Here is a 15,654-nt window from a genome sequence, read left to right as displayed (position 1 = left end):
CACCGTGTCGCGCCGTGCACGACGGCTCCGTGGGGGCTCACGGGGCAGCGAAGCGCTTGAGGCGTTGGAGCATCGCGTCGAGGACCGGTCCGGCCTGGTCGGTGGCGAAGATGTTCTGCGCGTGGGCCGAGCCCGGAAGGATCATCACCGCGTTTTCCTCACCGGGCGAAGACTCGGCCGACTCCGTCGAGACGTGGGCCACCGGCTCGTCCTTGCTGGCCACGAAGAGCTTCGGTTCCTCCCCGAGCCCCTCGACCGTTGCGTTCGGCGACAGCAGGATCAGTTGATCGGCCAGCTCTGGGTCCTGGCTCGCGAGATCGAGGATGGCGTCGGCCCCAGCGCTGGCCCCGACGAGCGCAACGTCGGCGACTCCCTCGCCCTGTAGCTGTTCCACGGCGTCGCGAATCGCATCGGGGTCGATGTCCTCGACAGCGATCACGCTCGCCCCCTGATCGGCGATCGCGACGGCCTGCTCCTCCCAACTGGCCGCGTCGAAAGCAGCGCCATGTGCGAGGACGACTCCGTAGTCTCCCTCGCCCCACCTCAGCGCCGGGGCGTCGGCAACGACGATCGTCTGCCCTGAGGAGCCGCCGGCTGAGGCACTGCCGGCCGTTTGGGGCGCCCCTCCGCAGCTGGTGAGGGCCAGCACGACGACCGGTGCCACTGCGCTTCGCGTGAGGCTTCTGAGCATGTCCGCCACACTAGGTCGCTTGCCGGTCGAAATACTTACCAGAGGCTGACGGCAGTTGTCCTCGCACCAGGGAGTGGGCCGTTCACCGGCAGAGATCTGCTGCTCGTTCCAGTGCGGTGGTGGTTCGCTGGAGGGCCTCCTGGCGCCGGTGTCCGTTGACAGGTGAGGGATGGGGAACGGCCAGGGTGGGGATGACGACCGGATGGTCGGTGAGCGTGAGGTACCGCATCCAGCCCTCAAGCGCCGCGCTGCCGAAGGGGACCACCACCCGGAGGTCGGTCAGTTCGGCGAGCAGCGCACTCAAGGCGGGCCGGGCATCTTCCAGGTCATCGACCCGGGGGCTGCGGCGTCGACCTCCAGAGCTGGTCAACGCCCAGGGGACGACGTTCCAGCGCAGGCAGTGCGCCGGGTCGAGCCCGGAAGGGCTCAGCGCCCGACGGACCTGTCGGGTGGTGGCATCGTCGTTGTCGAGCGAACTGAAGCCCAGGTCGCCCGCCGCGACCGTCCTGGGGCCGGGCGCCTCCATCAGCAGCAGGACCCGAGCGCTGGTGCCCGCGCCGTCGGGGTCGAACCAAGGCACGAACCTGGAACCGGTCGAACCTCCCAGCCGCCACCGCTCGACCAGCTCGTTCAGACGGCGGACCGGGGTGTCATGGACGCGGGCTCGCTTGCTTGCGGGGTCTGGTCGCACGCAGTCAGTTCCAGCCCACGGGCGCGACACCTGTAGCGATGCATGGGCGCACGAGGCCGGCGACCACCGGGAGTGGGAGCGCTTGCTCGTCGCGGGCATGAGGCGACCACGTCATGAGCGAAATCCTATGCCGAGCGCGGCCGAGCCGCCTGCTCGCGCCTACACGTCCGCGATGCTGGGACACAAGGCCGTGTTGTGGGGGTACACCACGAAGCCGGCGAGCAGCAGGCCTCGCTCGGCTTGCTCGTGGTGCTCGGAACCCTTGCTGGTGGTCTACCAATTCGTCGTGCAGGGGCTCTGGTCAGCGTTCGGTCGTCCGCGCGATCGCCACGAGATCACGCACCGCGCCCGCAGGCGGATTCTTGGTTCCGACCCAGACGGCGCGGAAGTACCGTCTCAGATCGAGGTCCGAGACCGCCACGACACTCAGGCTCCCGGAGGCCACGTCGTGCGCGACGACGCGACGGCTGAGGAACGCCGGCGCGCTACCGGCAAGGACCGCCTCACGTACAGCGGTCGCGGTAGTGAGCTCCACCTCCGGGTCGTCCACCACCAAGCCATGCTTGGCCAGGGCGATCTCGAGGACCTCGCGGGTGCCCGAGCCCTCCTCACGACTGGTCAGCGCAAGTGCTGCCACCTCCTCGGGCAACAGAGGGGTGGGTCGTCGACTCAACGGCGTGCCGGCCGCCGCGACCAGGACGAGCTCGTCTTGGGCGACGATGACAGACCGCACCGCCGCCGGCGCCTCGACTCCCTCGACGAAGCCCACGTGGGCCGTTCCTGCGCGAACCGCTTCGACCACGTCGCGGCTGTTGGAGGCATGGAGACTCACTGACGTCGCCCGGTAGCCCTCGCTCTGCTGTCGCTGTCGCAGCTGCACCAGCCAGCGGGGGATCAGACTCTCTGCGATCGTCATGCTCGCCCACACCACGAGCTCGCGACTACGGTCGCCGCGCAACCCCTCGATCGCGATGTCGACCTCTTCGGCCAGATCGAGCAACCTCGCCGCCCACTCGGCTACGACCACGCCGGCCTCGGTGAGCTGTGATCCACGTGCGCCGCGTCGCACAAGCGTCAGCCCGGTCTGGGCCTCCATCGCCCGCACGCGTTCAGACGCGGCCTGCTGGCTCATGCCGTTGGCGCGGGCCGTACCACCGATGCTGCCATAGCGGGCGATTCCCACGAGAAGCCGCAGTCCATCGAGGTCGGGAAGATGGGGAGAGGACACAGGTCAAACCTACCGTCAGTCACAAGCGCTGGTTGTGGATGCACAACTCGGCGGGGACTACTGACCCACGCTGCGCGCTCGCAGACTGACGTCATGAGCATTCTCCAAGCCCGCGCCAGCACCAGCGTGCGCCCCGCGGATCGTCGTTCCTTCCTGACCGATCTCGAGGGACAGCCCGCGTTCGGATTCATCGGCCCGAACTGGTTCGCCTCAGTGATGGGCACCGGGATCGTCGCGAACGCCGCCGCGACCCTGCCCGTCAAGGTCCCCGGCCTTCTGCCTTTCGCACGGACTGTGTGGGTTCTCGACGTGATCCTGCTCGTCGTCATCAGCACGGCCACGCTCATCCACTGGACGCAGCACCCCCGCGCCGCGCGGGGACACCTCGACAACCCGGTGATGTCGCACTTCTACGGCGCCCCGGCCATGGCGCTGATGACCGTCGGTGCAGGTGCGCTGCTGGTCGGTCAGCCGCTGGTCGGCCAGGGCACAGCCGTGGGGATCGACTTCGTGCTCTGGACCGCCGGCACCCTGCTCGGTCTCTGGACCGCGGTGGCCGTGCCGTACAAGGCCTTCACCACCCACGAGGTGAAGCCGGACGCCGCCTTCGGAGGCTGGCTGATGCCGATCGTGCCGCCCATGGTCAGCGCGGCCACCGGCCCACTGCTGCTGCCCCACCTGCCCGCCGGTCAGTGGCAGCTCAGCATGCAGCTGGCCTGCACGATGATGTTCGGTCTCACCCTCGTCGCCAGCCTGGTCGTGATCACGATGATCTGGAGTCGGATGGTTCACCACAAGGTCGGGGCCGCGGCCGCGGTGCCCACGCTGTGGATCGTGCTCGGCCCGCTCGGCCAGTCGATCACCGCCGCGCACACGCTTGGAGCAACCGCGACCGACGTCTACCCCGCACCGTACGGGCGCGCCTTCGAGGCCATGGGGCTCGTCTACGGGGCACCCATGTGGGGATTCGCCATGCTGTGGCTCGCGCTCGCGATCACCATCACAATCCGCACCGTGCGAGCAGGCATGCCCTTCTCGCTGACCTGGTGGTCCTTCACCTTCCCAGTCGGCACCGTCGTCACCGGGACGTCAGGACTGGCCGCCATCACGGGTGCGCACTTCCTGGTCGTCGCTGCAGTGCTCTTCTACGCCGGCCTCCTGCTCGCCTGGGGGACCGTGGCGGTTCGTACCGGGCGCGGAGTGTTCTCCGGCCACCTGCTGCGTGCCCCGGCCTAACACCCTTTGGCCCCGGACTGTGCTGATCCGGCACGTAAGCATGGTCGGGCTCGGTCACGAGCGACTGGATTCGACACGGCATCGACATGTCAGGCAGCGATGTGAGTCAGGCCTGCGCCTGGCGGTCGAGTCGGTGGCGGAGGGTGCGGTACCCGATGCCGAGGTGAGCACGACGACGCCTGCGGTGACAGAGCTGGCGGGCAGGGTGAGGATCAGGATGCCGGAGGACGTCCGGCCGAGTGTCGTGGCCGACGGCATCGCCGAGTGCCAGATCCGGTTCCCCAACGTTCCGATCATGTTCTGCGAGACCCGCAAGCTCGCCCAGGGGCGGACCTACCGCTTCCTCGCAGCTGCGAGCGCAGGACTGGCCGAGGAGATGGTCGGCGCCAATGCCGCACGAGCCCTCGAATCGGCACCGCCGCTCGCGCCCGCACCGCCGACCCCGGCGGACGTACGTCGCTGGGCGTCCACGCACGACATCGTCGTCTCCGACCGTGGCCGGATCCCCGTGGCGGAGATGGATCAGTACCTCGAAGCACGCGCTCGCGGCGACACCTCAAGATGCAGTTGATTGCGACCGTCGGTGCCCGCAGACACGAGGGCTCGGAATGGGCTCGCCTTGATTCGCAAGCTCCCTTTGTGGCGTGCTGACGACCTCAGACCTCTCGGGCGGCATCGCTGCAGGTCAGAGGTCAGTTTCGCCGGTGGGGTGCACCCAGTCGCACACGATCGCACTCACGCTCGGGCCCATCGACCTGTTCCCTATGACGCACCACGTGGAGTGCGTCGCCCTGCTGGAGCAAGCGGGCGCTGACCCGCGCTGACACGCGCTGACACGCGCTGAGGCTGCTCGGGCTCCCGTGGTCGACGCCACGGACCGGCCTCAGGGCCCAGAGATGGCCGTGGGAGCCGCACGCCGCTCCCACGGCCGCCATACTGGACGCGTGACGAGCCGCAAGCGTTCCTCCCGCACCTCGCAGGCCCCGGCCGCGGAGCTCGACGAGGCCAGGCTGACCAACCTGAGGCGGTGGAACGTCGGCCTGACGGTGCTCCACGCCGCCCAGGCGATCGCGGTGCTGGTGCTCGCCTCGGACTTCGCGATCGACGTGTCGACGGCCTACCCGGAAGGCCCCCCAGGTAGCCGTGTCCCTGCTCCGAGCGTCGCCTTCGACGTGCCGATCAGCCTCGCCGTCGCCGCGTTCCTCGCCCTGGCCGCGCTGGACCACGGTCTGACCGCGACGGTGCTCCGCACCCGTTACGAGCGCGACCTGAGGCGGGGGATCAACGTCTTCCGCTGGGTCGAGTACTCGGTGAGTGCCACGATCATGATCCTGCTCATCGCCTTCTACGCCGGCATCACGCAGGTCAACGCCGCGATCGCCATCATCGGCGCCAACGTGGCGATGATCCTGTTCGGCTGGCTCCAGGAGACGATGAACCCGCCCGGACGGTCGTCCACGACCATGCTGCCGTTCTGGTTCGGCTGCATCGCGGGCGCCGCGCCGTGGGTCGCGATCACCGTCAACATCGTCGGGTCCGAGACCGTCCCCGGGTTCGTGTACGGCATCTTCGTCTCGCTCTTCGTGTTCTTCACGTCGTTCGCGCTCAACCAGTACCTGCAGTACCGCGAGGTCGGGCCGTGGCGCAGCTATGCGTTCGGGGAGAAGGTCTACCTGGCGCTGAGTCTCGGCGCGAAGTCCGCGCTGGCCTGGCAGATCTTCGCGGGGTCCCTGGCCGGCTGAGGCCACCGGGAGCACCGGCGGCCCGCGGGCCCGGCTGTGGGGACCTGCACGGTCGGGTCGAGGCCGACCGACTCGTCCTCGGCCTCTCCCTGACCGGCCGAGCCGCCTCAGCGGCGGGCGGCGTAGACCCGGCGCACGACGTCCTCGACGTCGGGCTCCTCGATCGACAGGTCGAGCACCTCGGCGTGCTCGGAGACGTCGGCGAGCACGCGCGCGGCGGTGGTGGTGTCGGGGTCGAAGGAGAGCCGCTGACGCAGGCCACCGCCCTCGCTGCCCAGGTGGCGTACGTCGGGCAGGCCGGTGAGGTCGGGGGTCGCCCCCGCGAGGTCGACGACCATGACCCGCTCGGCGCCGACGGTGCGCGAGAGCCCGGCGAGGTCGCCGTCGAAGACCAGCGCGCCGCGGTCGACCAGCAGCACGCGGTCGCAGAGCCGCTCGACGTCGCCCATGTCGTGGGTGGTCAGCAGCAGGGTCGTGCCATGGGCGCGGCGCTCGGCGACCAGGAACTCGCGCAGCCGCTGCTTGGAGAGCACGTCGAGGCCGATGGTGGGCTCGTCGAGCACGACCAGCGCGGGGGAGTGCAGCAGCGCCGCGGCCACCTCGGCGCGCATCCGCTGGCCCAGCGAGAGCTGGCGCACCGGGGTGCCGAGGACGTCGCCCATCTCCAGGCGCTCCACGAGCTCCTCGGTGCGGGCGCGCTCGGCGGCGGCGTCGAGGGAGTGGATCGCGGCCAGGATCCGGAACGACTCGCGCACCGGGAGGTCCCACCACAGCTGCGAGCGCTGCCCGAAGACCACGCCGACGCGACGCGCCAGGCGGCGCCGGTCCTCGACCGGACGCAGCCCGCAGGTGCGCACCGTGCCGGAGGTCGGCACGAGGATGCCGGTGAGCATCTTGATGGTGGTCGACTTGCCCGCGCCGTTGGCGCCGATGTAGCCCACCGCCTCCCCGGCCCCGACGGTGACGGTGAGGTCGTCGACGGCCCTCACGCGGCGGCGGCGCAGCCCGTCGCGCACCGTGAACTCCCGGGTCAGCCCGTGGGTCTCGATCACGGGCCCGGTCTCGTCCGGGCCGCCCGGTGTCGTGGGACCGCTCATCCGCCGCCTCCTCGGTAGTGGCGCACGCCGGTGCGCCAGCTCAGTGTGGCCAGGGCCCAGGCCCACACCGCGGCCAGCGGTGCGCACCAGCCCAGCCAGCCCGGCAGCCAGTCCGACCCGGGCAGGTCGAGCAGGGCGAGGGCGGGCAGGTAGGCGGTGAAGGCCATGGGGAAGAAGAAGCCGAAGACGACCACCAGCGGCCGCGACCACACGCTGGCCGGCTGCGAGGCGGCGTAGCGCCCGCCGTAGACGAAGGCGTTGGTCAGCTCGGCGCCGTCGAGGAGGAAGAACTGCAGCCCGGCGGCGGTGACGAAGAGCGCGGCGAAGGTCGCGATCCCGCTGGCGACGGCCACGAGCAGCAGCGCGACGGTGGCCGGCGACCACGCCACGTCGTTGACCACGAGCCCCGCCACGAGGGCGGCCAGCCCGACGGCCGCGCGGGCCAGGCGCCGCAGGCTCAGGTCGCTGGTGACGAGCTGGAGCAGCAGCGGCTGGGGGCGCAGGTAGAAGACGTCGAGGGTGCCGGCGCGCACGTAGGTCGGCAGCGTGTCGCAGTGGCCGAAGGCGAGGTCGGCGAGCGAGAAGCAGAGGTCGGCGAGGCCGAAGACCAGCAGCACCTGCGCGAAGTCGATGCCCCCGAGCCGCTCGACGTTGTGGAAGAGCACCCACACCTCGGCCAGCTCCACCATGCCGACCAGCAGCGAGCTGGCGAGGTCGACGCCGAAGCCGACGCGGTAGGAGCGCTGCGAGCGCGCCCGCGACCCCAGCACCGCGAGGTACGGCGCAGCAGCGCGCCGCCCGCGCGCGAGCGGTCCGCGGCGGGTCCCGGCGGCGGGCGCGGACTCGGGTGCGGTCCCGGTCCCGGGTGCGGTCCCGGTCGCGGGCCGGGCCCGGGTCGGCTCAGCCACCCTGCACCTCCAGGCGGACCCGCCCGGCGCGGGTGAGCAGGTGGCCCGCGAGCAGCACGAGAGCCAGCCACCCGACCTGGGCGGCGACCATCGCGAGCGCGCCGTGGCCCTCCACGCGCCCCGACAGCACGTCGACGGGGTACATCAGCATCGACGGGAAGGGGGTGGCCTGGGCGAGCGCGACCAGCCAGGAGGGGAAGAGCCAGATCGGCACGAAGAGGCCGGCCAGGAAGCCCGAGACCACCATGTAGAGCACCTGGAGCCCGCGGGCGTCGACCAGCCAGAAGCCGGCGGTGGCCACGACGTAGACCGTGGCCCACGAGAGCACGATGCCGAGCAGCACGCTGAGCGCGCCGAGGGCGTAGGACGCCGGGTGGTCGGGGGTGGCCATGCCCACCACGAGGGCGCCGAGCACCACCGAGGGCACGCCGCGGGGGAGCAGCGCGAAGAGCGCCTGGCCCACGGCGGTGGTGATCGTGGCGGCCTGCACGTCGAGGGGGCGCAGGAAGTCGACGGCGATGTCGCCGGTCTTGATCCGCTCGGCCACGTCGGTGCGCCCGAAGAGGTTGACCGAGCCGAGCAGACCCTGGGAGAGCCAGATGTAGGCGCTCATCTGCGCCGCGTCGTAGCCGGCCAGCTCGCCGCCGGCGGCCTCGACGGTGGCGAGCAGCACGGCCACCTTGAGCAGCCCGAAGGTGGCGTTGGCGACCAGCCCGCCGAGCGCGGCCAGGCGGTAGGTCGAGCCGCGCCGGAAGCCGGCGACGAGCAGTCGCCAGTAGGTCCGCCCCGAGCCACGCACAAGCGCGAGAACCTACCCGCCGCGGCGACGCGCCGCAACGGAGCCGCGCGCCCGACGCGGCGCGGCGTACCGCAATCGCTTGACATGATGTATCTTGACATCAAGACAAACTGACGGTAACCGGTCGCTCGGTGTTAGGGCAGCCTTCCTTTTGAGGGGGTGCGTCCCGACGGCAAGATGGCAGCGGCGAACCAGAGACGGCGACGCGCACGCGTCGCACCAGAGGAGATGAAGGCGCATGCCCAGTCAGGACAGCTTCGGTGCCAAGAGCACCCTGGACGTGGACGGGAAGTCCTACGAGATCTTCCGCCTCGACGCGGTCGAGGGAGAGGGCCTCGACGTCGCGAGCCTGCCCTTCAGCCTCAAGGTGCTGCTGGAGAACCTCCTGCGCACCGAGGACGGCGCCGACATCACCGCCGACGACATCCGCGCGATCGCGGGCTGGGACGCCGACGCCGACCCCAGCAAGGAGATCCAGTTCACGCCGGCGCGCGTGATCATGCAGGACTTCACCGGCGTGCCCTGCGTCGTCGACCTGGCCACGATGCGCGAGGCGATGGCCGAGCTCGGCGGCGACGCCAGCAAGATCAACCCCCTGGCCCCGGCCGAGATGGTCATCGACCACTCCGTGATCGCCGACGTCTTCGGCACCCCCGAGGCCTTCGAGCGCAACGTCGAGATCGAGTACGAGCGCAACCGCGAGCGCTACCAGTTCCTGCGCTGGGGCCAGGGCGCCTTCGACGACTTCAAGGTCGTCCCCCCGGGCACCGGCATCGTGCACCAGGTCAACATCGAGCACCTCGCCCGCACGATCTTCACCCGTGAGGTCGACGCCGGCGACGGGACGACCAGCCTGCAGGCCTACCCCGACACCTGCGTCGGCACCGACTCCCACACCACCATGGTCAACGGCATCGGCGTCGTCGGCTGGGGCGTGGGCGGCATCGAGGCCGAGGCGGCCATGCTCGGCCAGCCCGTCTCCATGCTCATCCCGCGCGTGGTCGGCTTCAAGCTCAACGGCGACCTGCCCGAGGGCACCACCGCCACCGACCTCGTGCTCACCATCACCGAGATGCTGCGCAAGCACGGCGTGGTCGGCAAGTTCGTCGAGTTCTACGGCCCCGGCGTCTCCGCGCTGCCCCTGGCCAACCGCGCCACGATCGGCAACATGAGCCCCGAGTTCGGCTCGACCATCGCGGTCTTCCCGATCGACGAGGAGACCACGAAGTACCTCAAGCTCACCGGCCGCTCCGAGGAGCAGCTCGCGCTGGTCGAGGCCTACGCCAAGGCCCAGGGCCTGTGGCACGACCCGTCGGCCGAGCCGCGCTACTCCGAGCGCCTCGAGCTCGACGTCTCCACCGTCGTGCCGTCGCTGGCCGGGCCCAAGCGCCCCCAGGACCGCGTCGAGGTCACCTCGGCCAAGGCCGCCTTCCGCGGTGCGCTGAGCGAGTACGTCGACGAGGGCGACAACGACCCCGACGACGCCGCGGGCGCCACCGGCTACGACGAGACCGTCGAGGAGACCTTCCCGGCCTCCGACGCCCCCTCCCACGAGGGCAACGGCTCGGCCCCGCCGCGCGACTACGTCTCGGCCGCCCCGGCCGACGGCGGTCGCCCGAGCAACCCCGCCCTGGTCACGCTGGCTGACGGCACGCAGTTCGAGCTCGACCACGGCGCCGTCACCATCGCCGCGATCACCTCGTGCACCAACACCTCCAACCCCTCGGTGATGATCGGCGCGGCCCTGCTGGCCAAGAAGGCCGTCGAGAAGGGCCTGCAGCGCAAGCCCTGGGTCAAGACCACCCTCGCGCCCGGCTCGAAGGTCGTCTCGGACTACTACGAGAAGTCCGGCCTCACGCCGTACCTCGACAAGCTCGGCTTCAACCTCGTCGGCTACGGCTGCACGACCTGCATCGGCAACTCGGGCCCGCTCATCCCCGAGGTCAGCCAGGCCGTCAACGACAACGACCTCGCCGTCGTCTCCGTGCTCTCGGGCAACCGCAACTTCGAGGGTCGCATCAACCCCGACATCAAGATGAACTACCTGGCCTCCCCGCCGCTGGTCGTGGCCTACGCCCTGGCCGGCTCGATGGACGTCGACCTGTTCACCGACCCGCTGGGTCAGGACACCGACGGCCACGACGTGTTCCTCAAGGACATCTGGCCCAGCGCCGCCGAGGTCGAGGACGTCATCGCCGACGCCATCACCTCGGAGATGTTCACCAAGGACTACGCCGACGTCTTCGCCGGCGACGAGCAGTGGCAGTCGCTGCCCACGCCCGAGGGCAAGACCTTCGCCTGGGACCCCGAGTCCACCTACGTCCGCAAGCCTCCGTACTTCGACGGCATGCCCGACGAGCCGGCCCCGGTCACCGACATCGAGGGCGCCCGCGTGCTCCTCAAGCTCGGCGACTCGGTCACCACCGACCACATCAGCCCGGCGGGTGCGATCAAGAAGGACTCGCCGGCCGGCAGGTACCTCGCCGAGCACGGCGTCGAGCAGCGCGAGTTCAACTCCTACGGCTCGCGACGCGGCAACCACGAGGTCATGATCCGCGGCACCTTCGCCAACATCCGCCTGCGCAACCAGATCGCCCCCGGCACCGAGGGCGGCTTCACGCGCGACTTCTCCGCCGACGGCTCCGGCGACGTCACCACCGTCTTCGAGGCCTCGGAGAAGTACATCGCCGAGGGCACCCCGCTGGTCGTGCTGTCGGGCAAGGAGTACGGCTCCGGCTCCTCGCGCGACTGGGCGGCCAAGGGCACCGCGCTGCTGGGCGTCAAGGTCGTCATCGCCGAGTCCTACGAGCGCATCCACCGCTCCAACCTCATCGGCATGGGCGTGCTGCCGCTGCAGTACCCCGAGGGCCAGAGCGCGGAGTCGCTCGGCCTGACCGGTGAGGAGACCTTCTCGGTCACCGGCGTCACCGCCCTCAACGACGGCTCCACCCCGAGGACCGTCAAGGTCGTCGCCACCGGTGGCGGCCACGACGACGTCGAGTTCGACGCCGTTGTGCGCATCGACACCCCCGGTGAGGCGAACTACTACCGCAACGGCGGCATCATGCAGTTCGTCCTGCGCAACCTGCTCAAGGCCTGACCGAGCCGGGCCCGTCCCAGGACGGGCCGACCCGCTCCACCACCGGTGCCCCGGACCGCAGCAGCGGCCCGGGGCACCGGTGCGTCCGGGCGCGTGCGGGTGGGGCCGGGCGTCTCACCGCGGAGGCGGCACTAGGGCGAAGAGGTGGTCGAGGACGACCTCGGGGGAGGTGCGCAGGCCGTCGTGCTCGTGCTCGTCGGTGACCCAGGTGCTCAGCGTCGGCACCAGGGCGGCGGTCTCCAGCGACAGCGTCGCGTCGACGTAGGGGTCACGGGCGTAGACCGCGGCCGCGCAGGGCACGTCGACCTCGCCCAGCGCGTCGGCGTCGTAGAGCCGCGGCCAGGCGCGGTGGGCCAGCAGGTCGGCGGCCCCGGCCAGCGGCGCCAGCTCGGAGTCGTCGGCGATCGTCTCGGGGAAGACGTGCTCGCCGACGAAGAGCGTCGGGTCCGCCCGAAACTCCTCGGGCAGGGTGCGCGCCGCGGCCCAGCCCGTCGTGGTGCCGTCGGCGTAGCAGGACTCCTGGAGCAGCGTGTAGAGCGGGTTGCGACCGCCCCACGGCACGAGGTGGGCCAGGTCGTGGCGGAAGGCGCGGGAGAGCGGGTCGAGCTCCAGCAGGTGGTGCATCGTCTCCGCGCCGTAGGACATGCCGAGCACGCTGCCGGCGTTGCGGAGGCGGGCGGGGGTCAGCCGGTCGCCGCCGGGCAGGACGATGCGGCCCTCGGCAGCCAGGTCGTGCACGCGTCGCACACGGTCGCGGTCGGCGGGGTAGCGCTCGTGGAAGAGCCGGTTGCGCTCCAGGACGGTCGGGTAGGTCGCGGCGTAGACGTCGTCGACCGGGCGGGCGACCGGCGGCAGCCCGCCGGTGAAGTAGCCCGCGGCCAGCGACCCCGGCGCCACGCTGAGGTAGTGCAGCAGGCAGAAGCCGCCGAAGGACTGCCCGAGGACCGACCAGCGCTCCACGCCGAGGTGGGCACGCAGCAGCTCGGCGTCGGCGACGATCGCGTCGGCGCGGAAGAGCGCGAGCCGGTCGGCCTGCTCCTGCGGGGTGGCGCCGAGGTCGGCGGGCTCGCCGATCGGCGTGGAGCGGCCCGTGCCGCGCTGGTCGAGCAGCACGACGCGGAAGTGGCGCAGGGCGTGCGCCACCCAGCCGGGCGCGGTGGGGCCGAAGGTGGGCCGGGTCGCCTCCGAGCCCGGACCGCCCTGGAGGAAGACCAGGTGGGGCCGCTGCTCGCCGCCCGGCGCGACGACCTCGCGGGCGAAGACCGTGAGGGTGCCCCGCGAGGGGTCGGCGTGGTCGAGCGGCACCTCCAGCTCGTGCTCGAGGGTGGTCGTGCCGTCGGGGAAGGTCGTGCGATGGGGGGTCACGGGCCCAGTCTGCTCCCGCCGCCACCTCGGCGTGCCGGGCGAGCGCCTCCGTCGGCGCGGCGGAGCGGGGCGACCGGGCGCCGGGTGCACCAGACTGGCCCGATGCCCTCCACCACGACCACCCCGGCCGAGCCCGCGTCGCGCGCCCGGGCCCTGCTGGCCACCGCCGGCCGCCTCGTCCTGACCTGGGTGGTGCTGGTCGCCGTGGTGCTCGGCGTCGGCTGGCTGCTCACCCACACGCTCGCCTCCTCGGTGGGCGGGTGGGACGACGACGTCTCGCGCGGCATCGCCGACGAGCGCACCCCGGGGCTGGGGGAGGTGGCCGACGTCGGCACCCTGCTGGCCGACACCCCGGTCGGCATGGCCGTCGCGGCGCTCTCGGCGCTGGCCTTCGCCGCCTGGCGTCGCACCTGGCGCCCGCTGGTCTTCGTGGCGCTCGTCGTGGCCGGCACCGGCGGGATCTACGCCGTCGGCACCCACCTGATCTCGCGCGACCGGCCCCCGGTGCGGATCCTCGACCCGGGGCTCGTGCCCGACCACAGCTTCCCGTCGGGCCACGTCGGCACCGCGGTCACGGCGTACGGCGCCCTGGCCCTGCTCGCCCTCGCCTACTCCGCCGCCGCGCGCCCGTGGGCGCTGGCGATCCTCCTCGTGCCGGTGCTCGTGCTGGCCGCACGGCTCTACCAGGGCGCCCACCACGTCACCGACGTCGTCACCAGCGTCGGCTACGCCGGCGCGTGGCTGCTCGTCGTCGGCCGCGCTGTGCTGCCGGCTCCGGTGGGGCGCACGGCGGTCGCAGGAGCGACGGACCCCTCCCTCGGGGCGGGTCGACACGTATGAGGGGATGAGCCCGAGGAGGACCCCATGAGCAGGACCCTGCACGACCGGTTGGCCGACCTGGCCGAGGAGGCGCAGCCGGTTCCGGACCCGGGCGACGCCTGGGACCGCGGCCGGCGGTGGCAGCGCGACCGCCGGCGCGGCACCATCGCGGTGTCCCTGGCCGCCGCGCTGGTGCTCGTCGTGCTGCTCGGGACCTCCTGGCTCCGGTCGCACCCGTCGGTGGAACCGGCCTCGGGGCTCGGCGAGCCCGCGCTCCCCGACCACGTGTGGGCGCCCGGGGCCTGGCTGCCGGGCACGGGGGCGGAGCCCGCCGGCCCGGTCGCCGTGCTCGTCGGGGCCGAGCGAGGCGGGTGGCTGGGTGGCGCTCCCGGCGTGGTGGGGGTGTCGGCCCTCGACGGCTCCTACCGGTTCCTAGACCTGCCGGGACTGACGGCCGAGGTCGGCTCGCCGGCGCTCTCACCCGACGGCGCCCACGTCGCCTACTGGACGACCGGCAGCACCACGGAGTCACCGCGCACCGCGAGCGGACCGGTGACGGGGGTGGCGGTCTACGACACCGTCAGCGGTGACGTGCGACGTCACGACATCCCCACCGCCCACGGGCTCGACCCGGAGCTGCTGACCTGGGTCGACGCGACGACCCTCGCCCTGGGCTCGGGGCAGTACCGAGGCGGCGACGACGACCCTGACGCCGATCAGGACGTCGTCGAGCCCGGGACGCTGCAGGTGTGGCGCCTGTCCGACGAGCGACCGCGGACCGTGCCCGGCCTGGACCCCGCGCGCGTCGTCGGCGCGGCACCCCGGGGGTTGCTGCTCGGCGACCGGTCCCGGGCACGGCTGTGGGCGCTCGACGGAGAGGGCGGGGTGCGACGTACGACGGCCGTCGCACGAGCGGGGGAGGACACGTGCGAGCCGCCCGTCGTGGACCCCGGTGCGTCCAGATTCGCCTTCGTCTCCGCCGGGCGGGCCGCGGGCGGGAGCAGCTGCCCAGGCACCGTCGCGATTGCGACGACGGGCTCCCCGGTCGAGCTCCTCCCGTCGACGGCAGGCACCCTGCAGGTGCTCGGGTGGGTCGACGAGGCCGTGGCCGTGCTGCGGCTGCCGTCGCCACGCCGCGACGCGGCGGTGGTGGACCTGGCGCCCCTCGACGGGGGCGCGCCCAGCCGGGTCCTCGCCGTGGACGAGGACGTGGTCGGCGGTGGGGTCCAGGTCGCCACCGACCTGCTCGGCAGCCCCACCCGGCGGGGCGCGGAGCCCCCGACGCCCGTCGACCCCCGCGTCGTGTGGGGCGGCGTGGCAGCGGTGCTCGTCGCGGCCCTGCTCGCCGTCCGGGCCTGGAGGCGTCGTGCCGTCCGCTGACCGCGACGGGTTCGAGGCCTTCGTGGCGGCCCGGCGGCCGGCGCTGCTGCGCACGGCCTACTTGCTGACCGGCCAGCACCAGGACGCCGAGGACCTGGTGCAGGTGGCGCTGGCCAAGACGGTGCCCCACTGGGCGAAGGTGGCAGCCCGACCCGAGCCCTACGTGCGCCAGGTGCTGGCCCGCGAGAGCGTGTCGCGCTGGCGGGCGCGGCGGTGGCGTGAGACGTCCACCGACGACGTGCCCGACGTGGTCGCGCCCGACGCGGGGCTCGACGACCGGCTCGACGACCGGGCGCTGCTGCGGCGGGCCCTGGCCGGGCTCGCGCCGCGGCAGCGGGCCGTCGTGGTGCTGCGGTACTACGACGACCTGACCGAGCGCGAGACCGCCGAGGCCCTGGGCATCGCCGTCGGCACGGTCAAGTCGCAGGCTCGAGACGCCCTGGCGCGGCTGCGGGTGCTGCTCCCGGACACCGACGACTTGCTGGAGGACGTCCGCCGCTGACGTCGCTCCCGGAGCCGGCGTGCGCGACTGCGGCCGCTGGGCGTGACGGCGGCCGGGGACCAGGAGGCGGGAGGAGACCCGCCGACCGGTCCCTCC

General features: G+C 72.2%; 14 protein-coding genes. 7 read left to right on the top strand and 7 right to left on the bottom strand.

Going from position 1 to position 15,654, the window contains the following annotated elements; genetic code table 11:
* Positions 1-37 precede the first annotated feature (37 nt).
* From M3673_RS01485 to M3673_RS01475, 3 genes are all read right to left on the bottom strand, one after another.
* Positions 38-691 carry an alpha/beta fold hydrolase gene (locus tag M3673_RS01485; protein ID WP_228943497.1) on the bottom strand — a complete coding sequence of 218 codons (654 nt, stop codon included), beginning with the start codon at positions 689-691 and terminating at the stop codon, positions 38-40.
* 82 nt (positions 692-773) lie between these two features.
* Positions 774-1,271 carry a uracil-DNA glycosylase gene (locus tag M3673_RS01480; RefSeq protein ID WP_228943499.1) on the bottom strand — a complete coding sequence of 166 codons (498 nt, stop codon included), beginning with the start codon at positions 1,269-1,271 and terminating at the stop codon, positions 774-776.
* Positions 1,272-1,683: 412 nt separating this feature from the next.
* Positions 1,684-2,610, bottom strand: a complete 927-nt coding sequence (locus M3673_RS01475; RefSeq protein WP_056862601.1) for a LysR family transcriptional regulator — start codon at positions 2,608-2,610, stop codon at positions 1,684-1,686.
* 93 nt (positions 2,611-2,703) lie between these two features.
* On the opposite strand from M3673_RS01475, the gene M3673_RS01470 reads away from it, so the two are divergent.
* The 3 genes from M3673_RS01470 (at position 2,704) to heR (ending at position 5,588) form a co-directional block, all read left to right on the top strand.
* A complete protein-coding gene (locus M3673_RS01470) occupies positions 2,704-3,846 on the top strand; it encodes a TDT family transporter (protein ID WP_251531053.1) in 1,143 nt (380 codons plus the stop codon).
* Positions 3,847-4,009: 163 nt separating this feature from the next.
* Positions 4,010-4,417, top strand: a complete 408-nt coding sequence (locus tag M3673_RS01465) for an Lsr2 family protein (protein ID WP_251531052.1) — start codon at positions 4,010-4,012, stop codon at positions 4,415-4,417.
* A 373-nt stretch (positions 4,418-4,790) separates the two neighbouring features.
* Positions 4,791-5,588: a heliorhodopsin HeR gene (heR, locus tag M3673_RS01460; protein WP_251531051.1), complete on the top strand. Its 798-nt coding sequence runs from the start codon at positions 4,791-4,793 to the stop codon at positions 5,586-5,588.
* Positions 5,589-5,695: 107 nt separating this feature from the next.
* On the opposite strand, the gene M3673_RS01455 is transcribed toward heR, so the two are convergent.
* From M3673_RS01455 to M3673_RS01445, 3 genes are all read right to left on the bottom strand, one after another.
* Positions 5,696-6,685 (bottom strand): ATP-binding cassette domain-containing protein, encoded by a 990-nt coding sequence (locus M3673_RS01455; RefSeq protein WP_251531049.1) that lies wholly within the window; start codon positions 6,683-6,685, stop codon positions 5,696-5,698.
* Complete coding sequence (locus M3673_RS01450; RefSeq protein WP_251531047.1) at positions 6,682-7,455, bottom strand: ABC-2 family transporter protein; 774 nt, start codon at positions 7,453-7,455, stop codon at positions 6,682-6,684. The genes M3673_RS01455 and M3673_RS01450 overlap by 4 nt, the downstream gene beginning before the upstream one ends.
* Positions 7,456-7,585: 130 nt before the next feature.
* The gene (locus tag M3673_RS01445) at positions 7,586-8,392 is read right to left on the bottom strand and encodes an ABC-2 family transporter protein (RefSeq protein ID WP_251531045.1); all 807 of its coding nucleotides are present in this window, start codon (positions 8,390-8,392) and stop codon (positions 7,586-7,588) included.
* A 238-nt stretch (positions 8,393-8,630) separates the two neighbouring features.
* Between M3673_RS01445 and M3673_RS01440 the strand changes: the two genes are divergently transcribed.
* Entirely contained in the window at positions 8,631-11,492 is a 2,862-nt protein-coding gene (locus tag M3673_RS01440) for an aconitate hydratase (protein ID WP_251531043.1), read from the top strand.
* 114 nt (positions 11,493-11,606) lie between these two features.
* Here M3673_RS01440 and M3673_RS01435 read toward each other — a convergent pair whose 3' ends face one another.
* Positions 11,607-12,857: an alpha/beta fold hydrolase gene (locus tag M3673_RS01435; RefSeq protein WP_251531041.1), complete on the bottom strand. Its 1,251-nt coding sequence runs from the start codon at positions 12,855-12,857 to the stop codon at positions 11,607-11,609.
* A gap of 102 nt (positions 12,858-12,959) precedes the next feature.
* Here M3673_RS01435 and M3673_RS01430 point away from each other — a divergent pair, with 102 nt between their 5' ends.
* Genes M3673_RS01430 through M3673_RS01420 form a run of 3 tightly spaced genes read left to right on the top strand, consistent with a single transcriptional unit; the run spans position 12,960 to position 15,558 of the window.
* The gene (locus tag M3673_RS01430) at positions 12,960-13,697 is read left to right on the top strand and encodes a phosphatase PAP2 family protein (RefSeq protein ID WP_251531039.1); all 738 of its coding nucleotides are present in this window, start codon (positions 12,960-12,962) and stop codon (positions 13,695-13,697) included.
* Positions 13,698-13,721: 24 nt separating this feature from the next.
* Positions 13,722-15,056 (top strand): hypothetical protein, encoded by a 1,335-nt coding sequence (locus M3673_RS01425; RefSeq protein WP_251531028.1) that lies wholly within the window; start codon positions 13,722-13,724, stop codon positions 15,054-15,056.
* On the top strand, positions 15,043-15,558 hold the full coding sequence (locus M3673_RS01420) for a SigE family RNA polymerase sigma factor (protein WP_251531027.1): 516 nt from the start codon (positions 15,043-15,045) through the stop codon (positions 15,556-15,558). The genes M3673_RS01425 and M3673_RS01420 overlap by 14 nt, the downstream gene beginning before the upstream one ends.
* Positions 15,559-15,654: the final 96 nt, after the last annotated feature.

Source organism: Nocardioides sp. P86 (genome assembly GCF_023712465.1).
GTDB classification, from domain to species: domain Bacteria; phylum Actinomycetota; class Actinomycetes; order Propionibacteriales; family Nocardioidaceae; genus Nocardioides; species Nocardioides kribbensis.
This window is presented reverse-complemented; position numbering and strand designations above follow the sequence as displayed.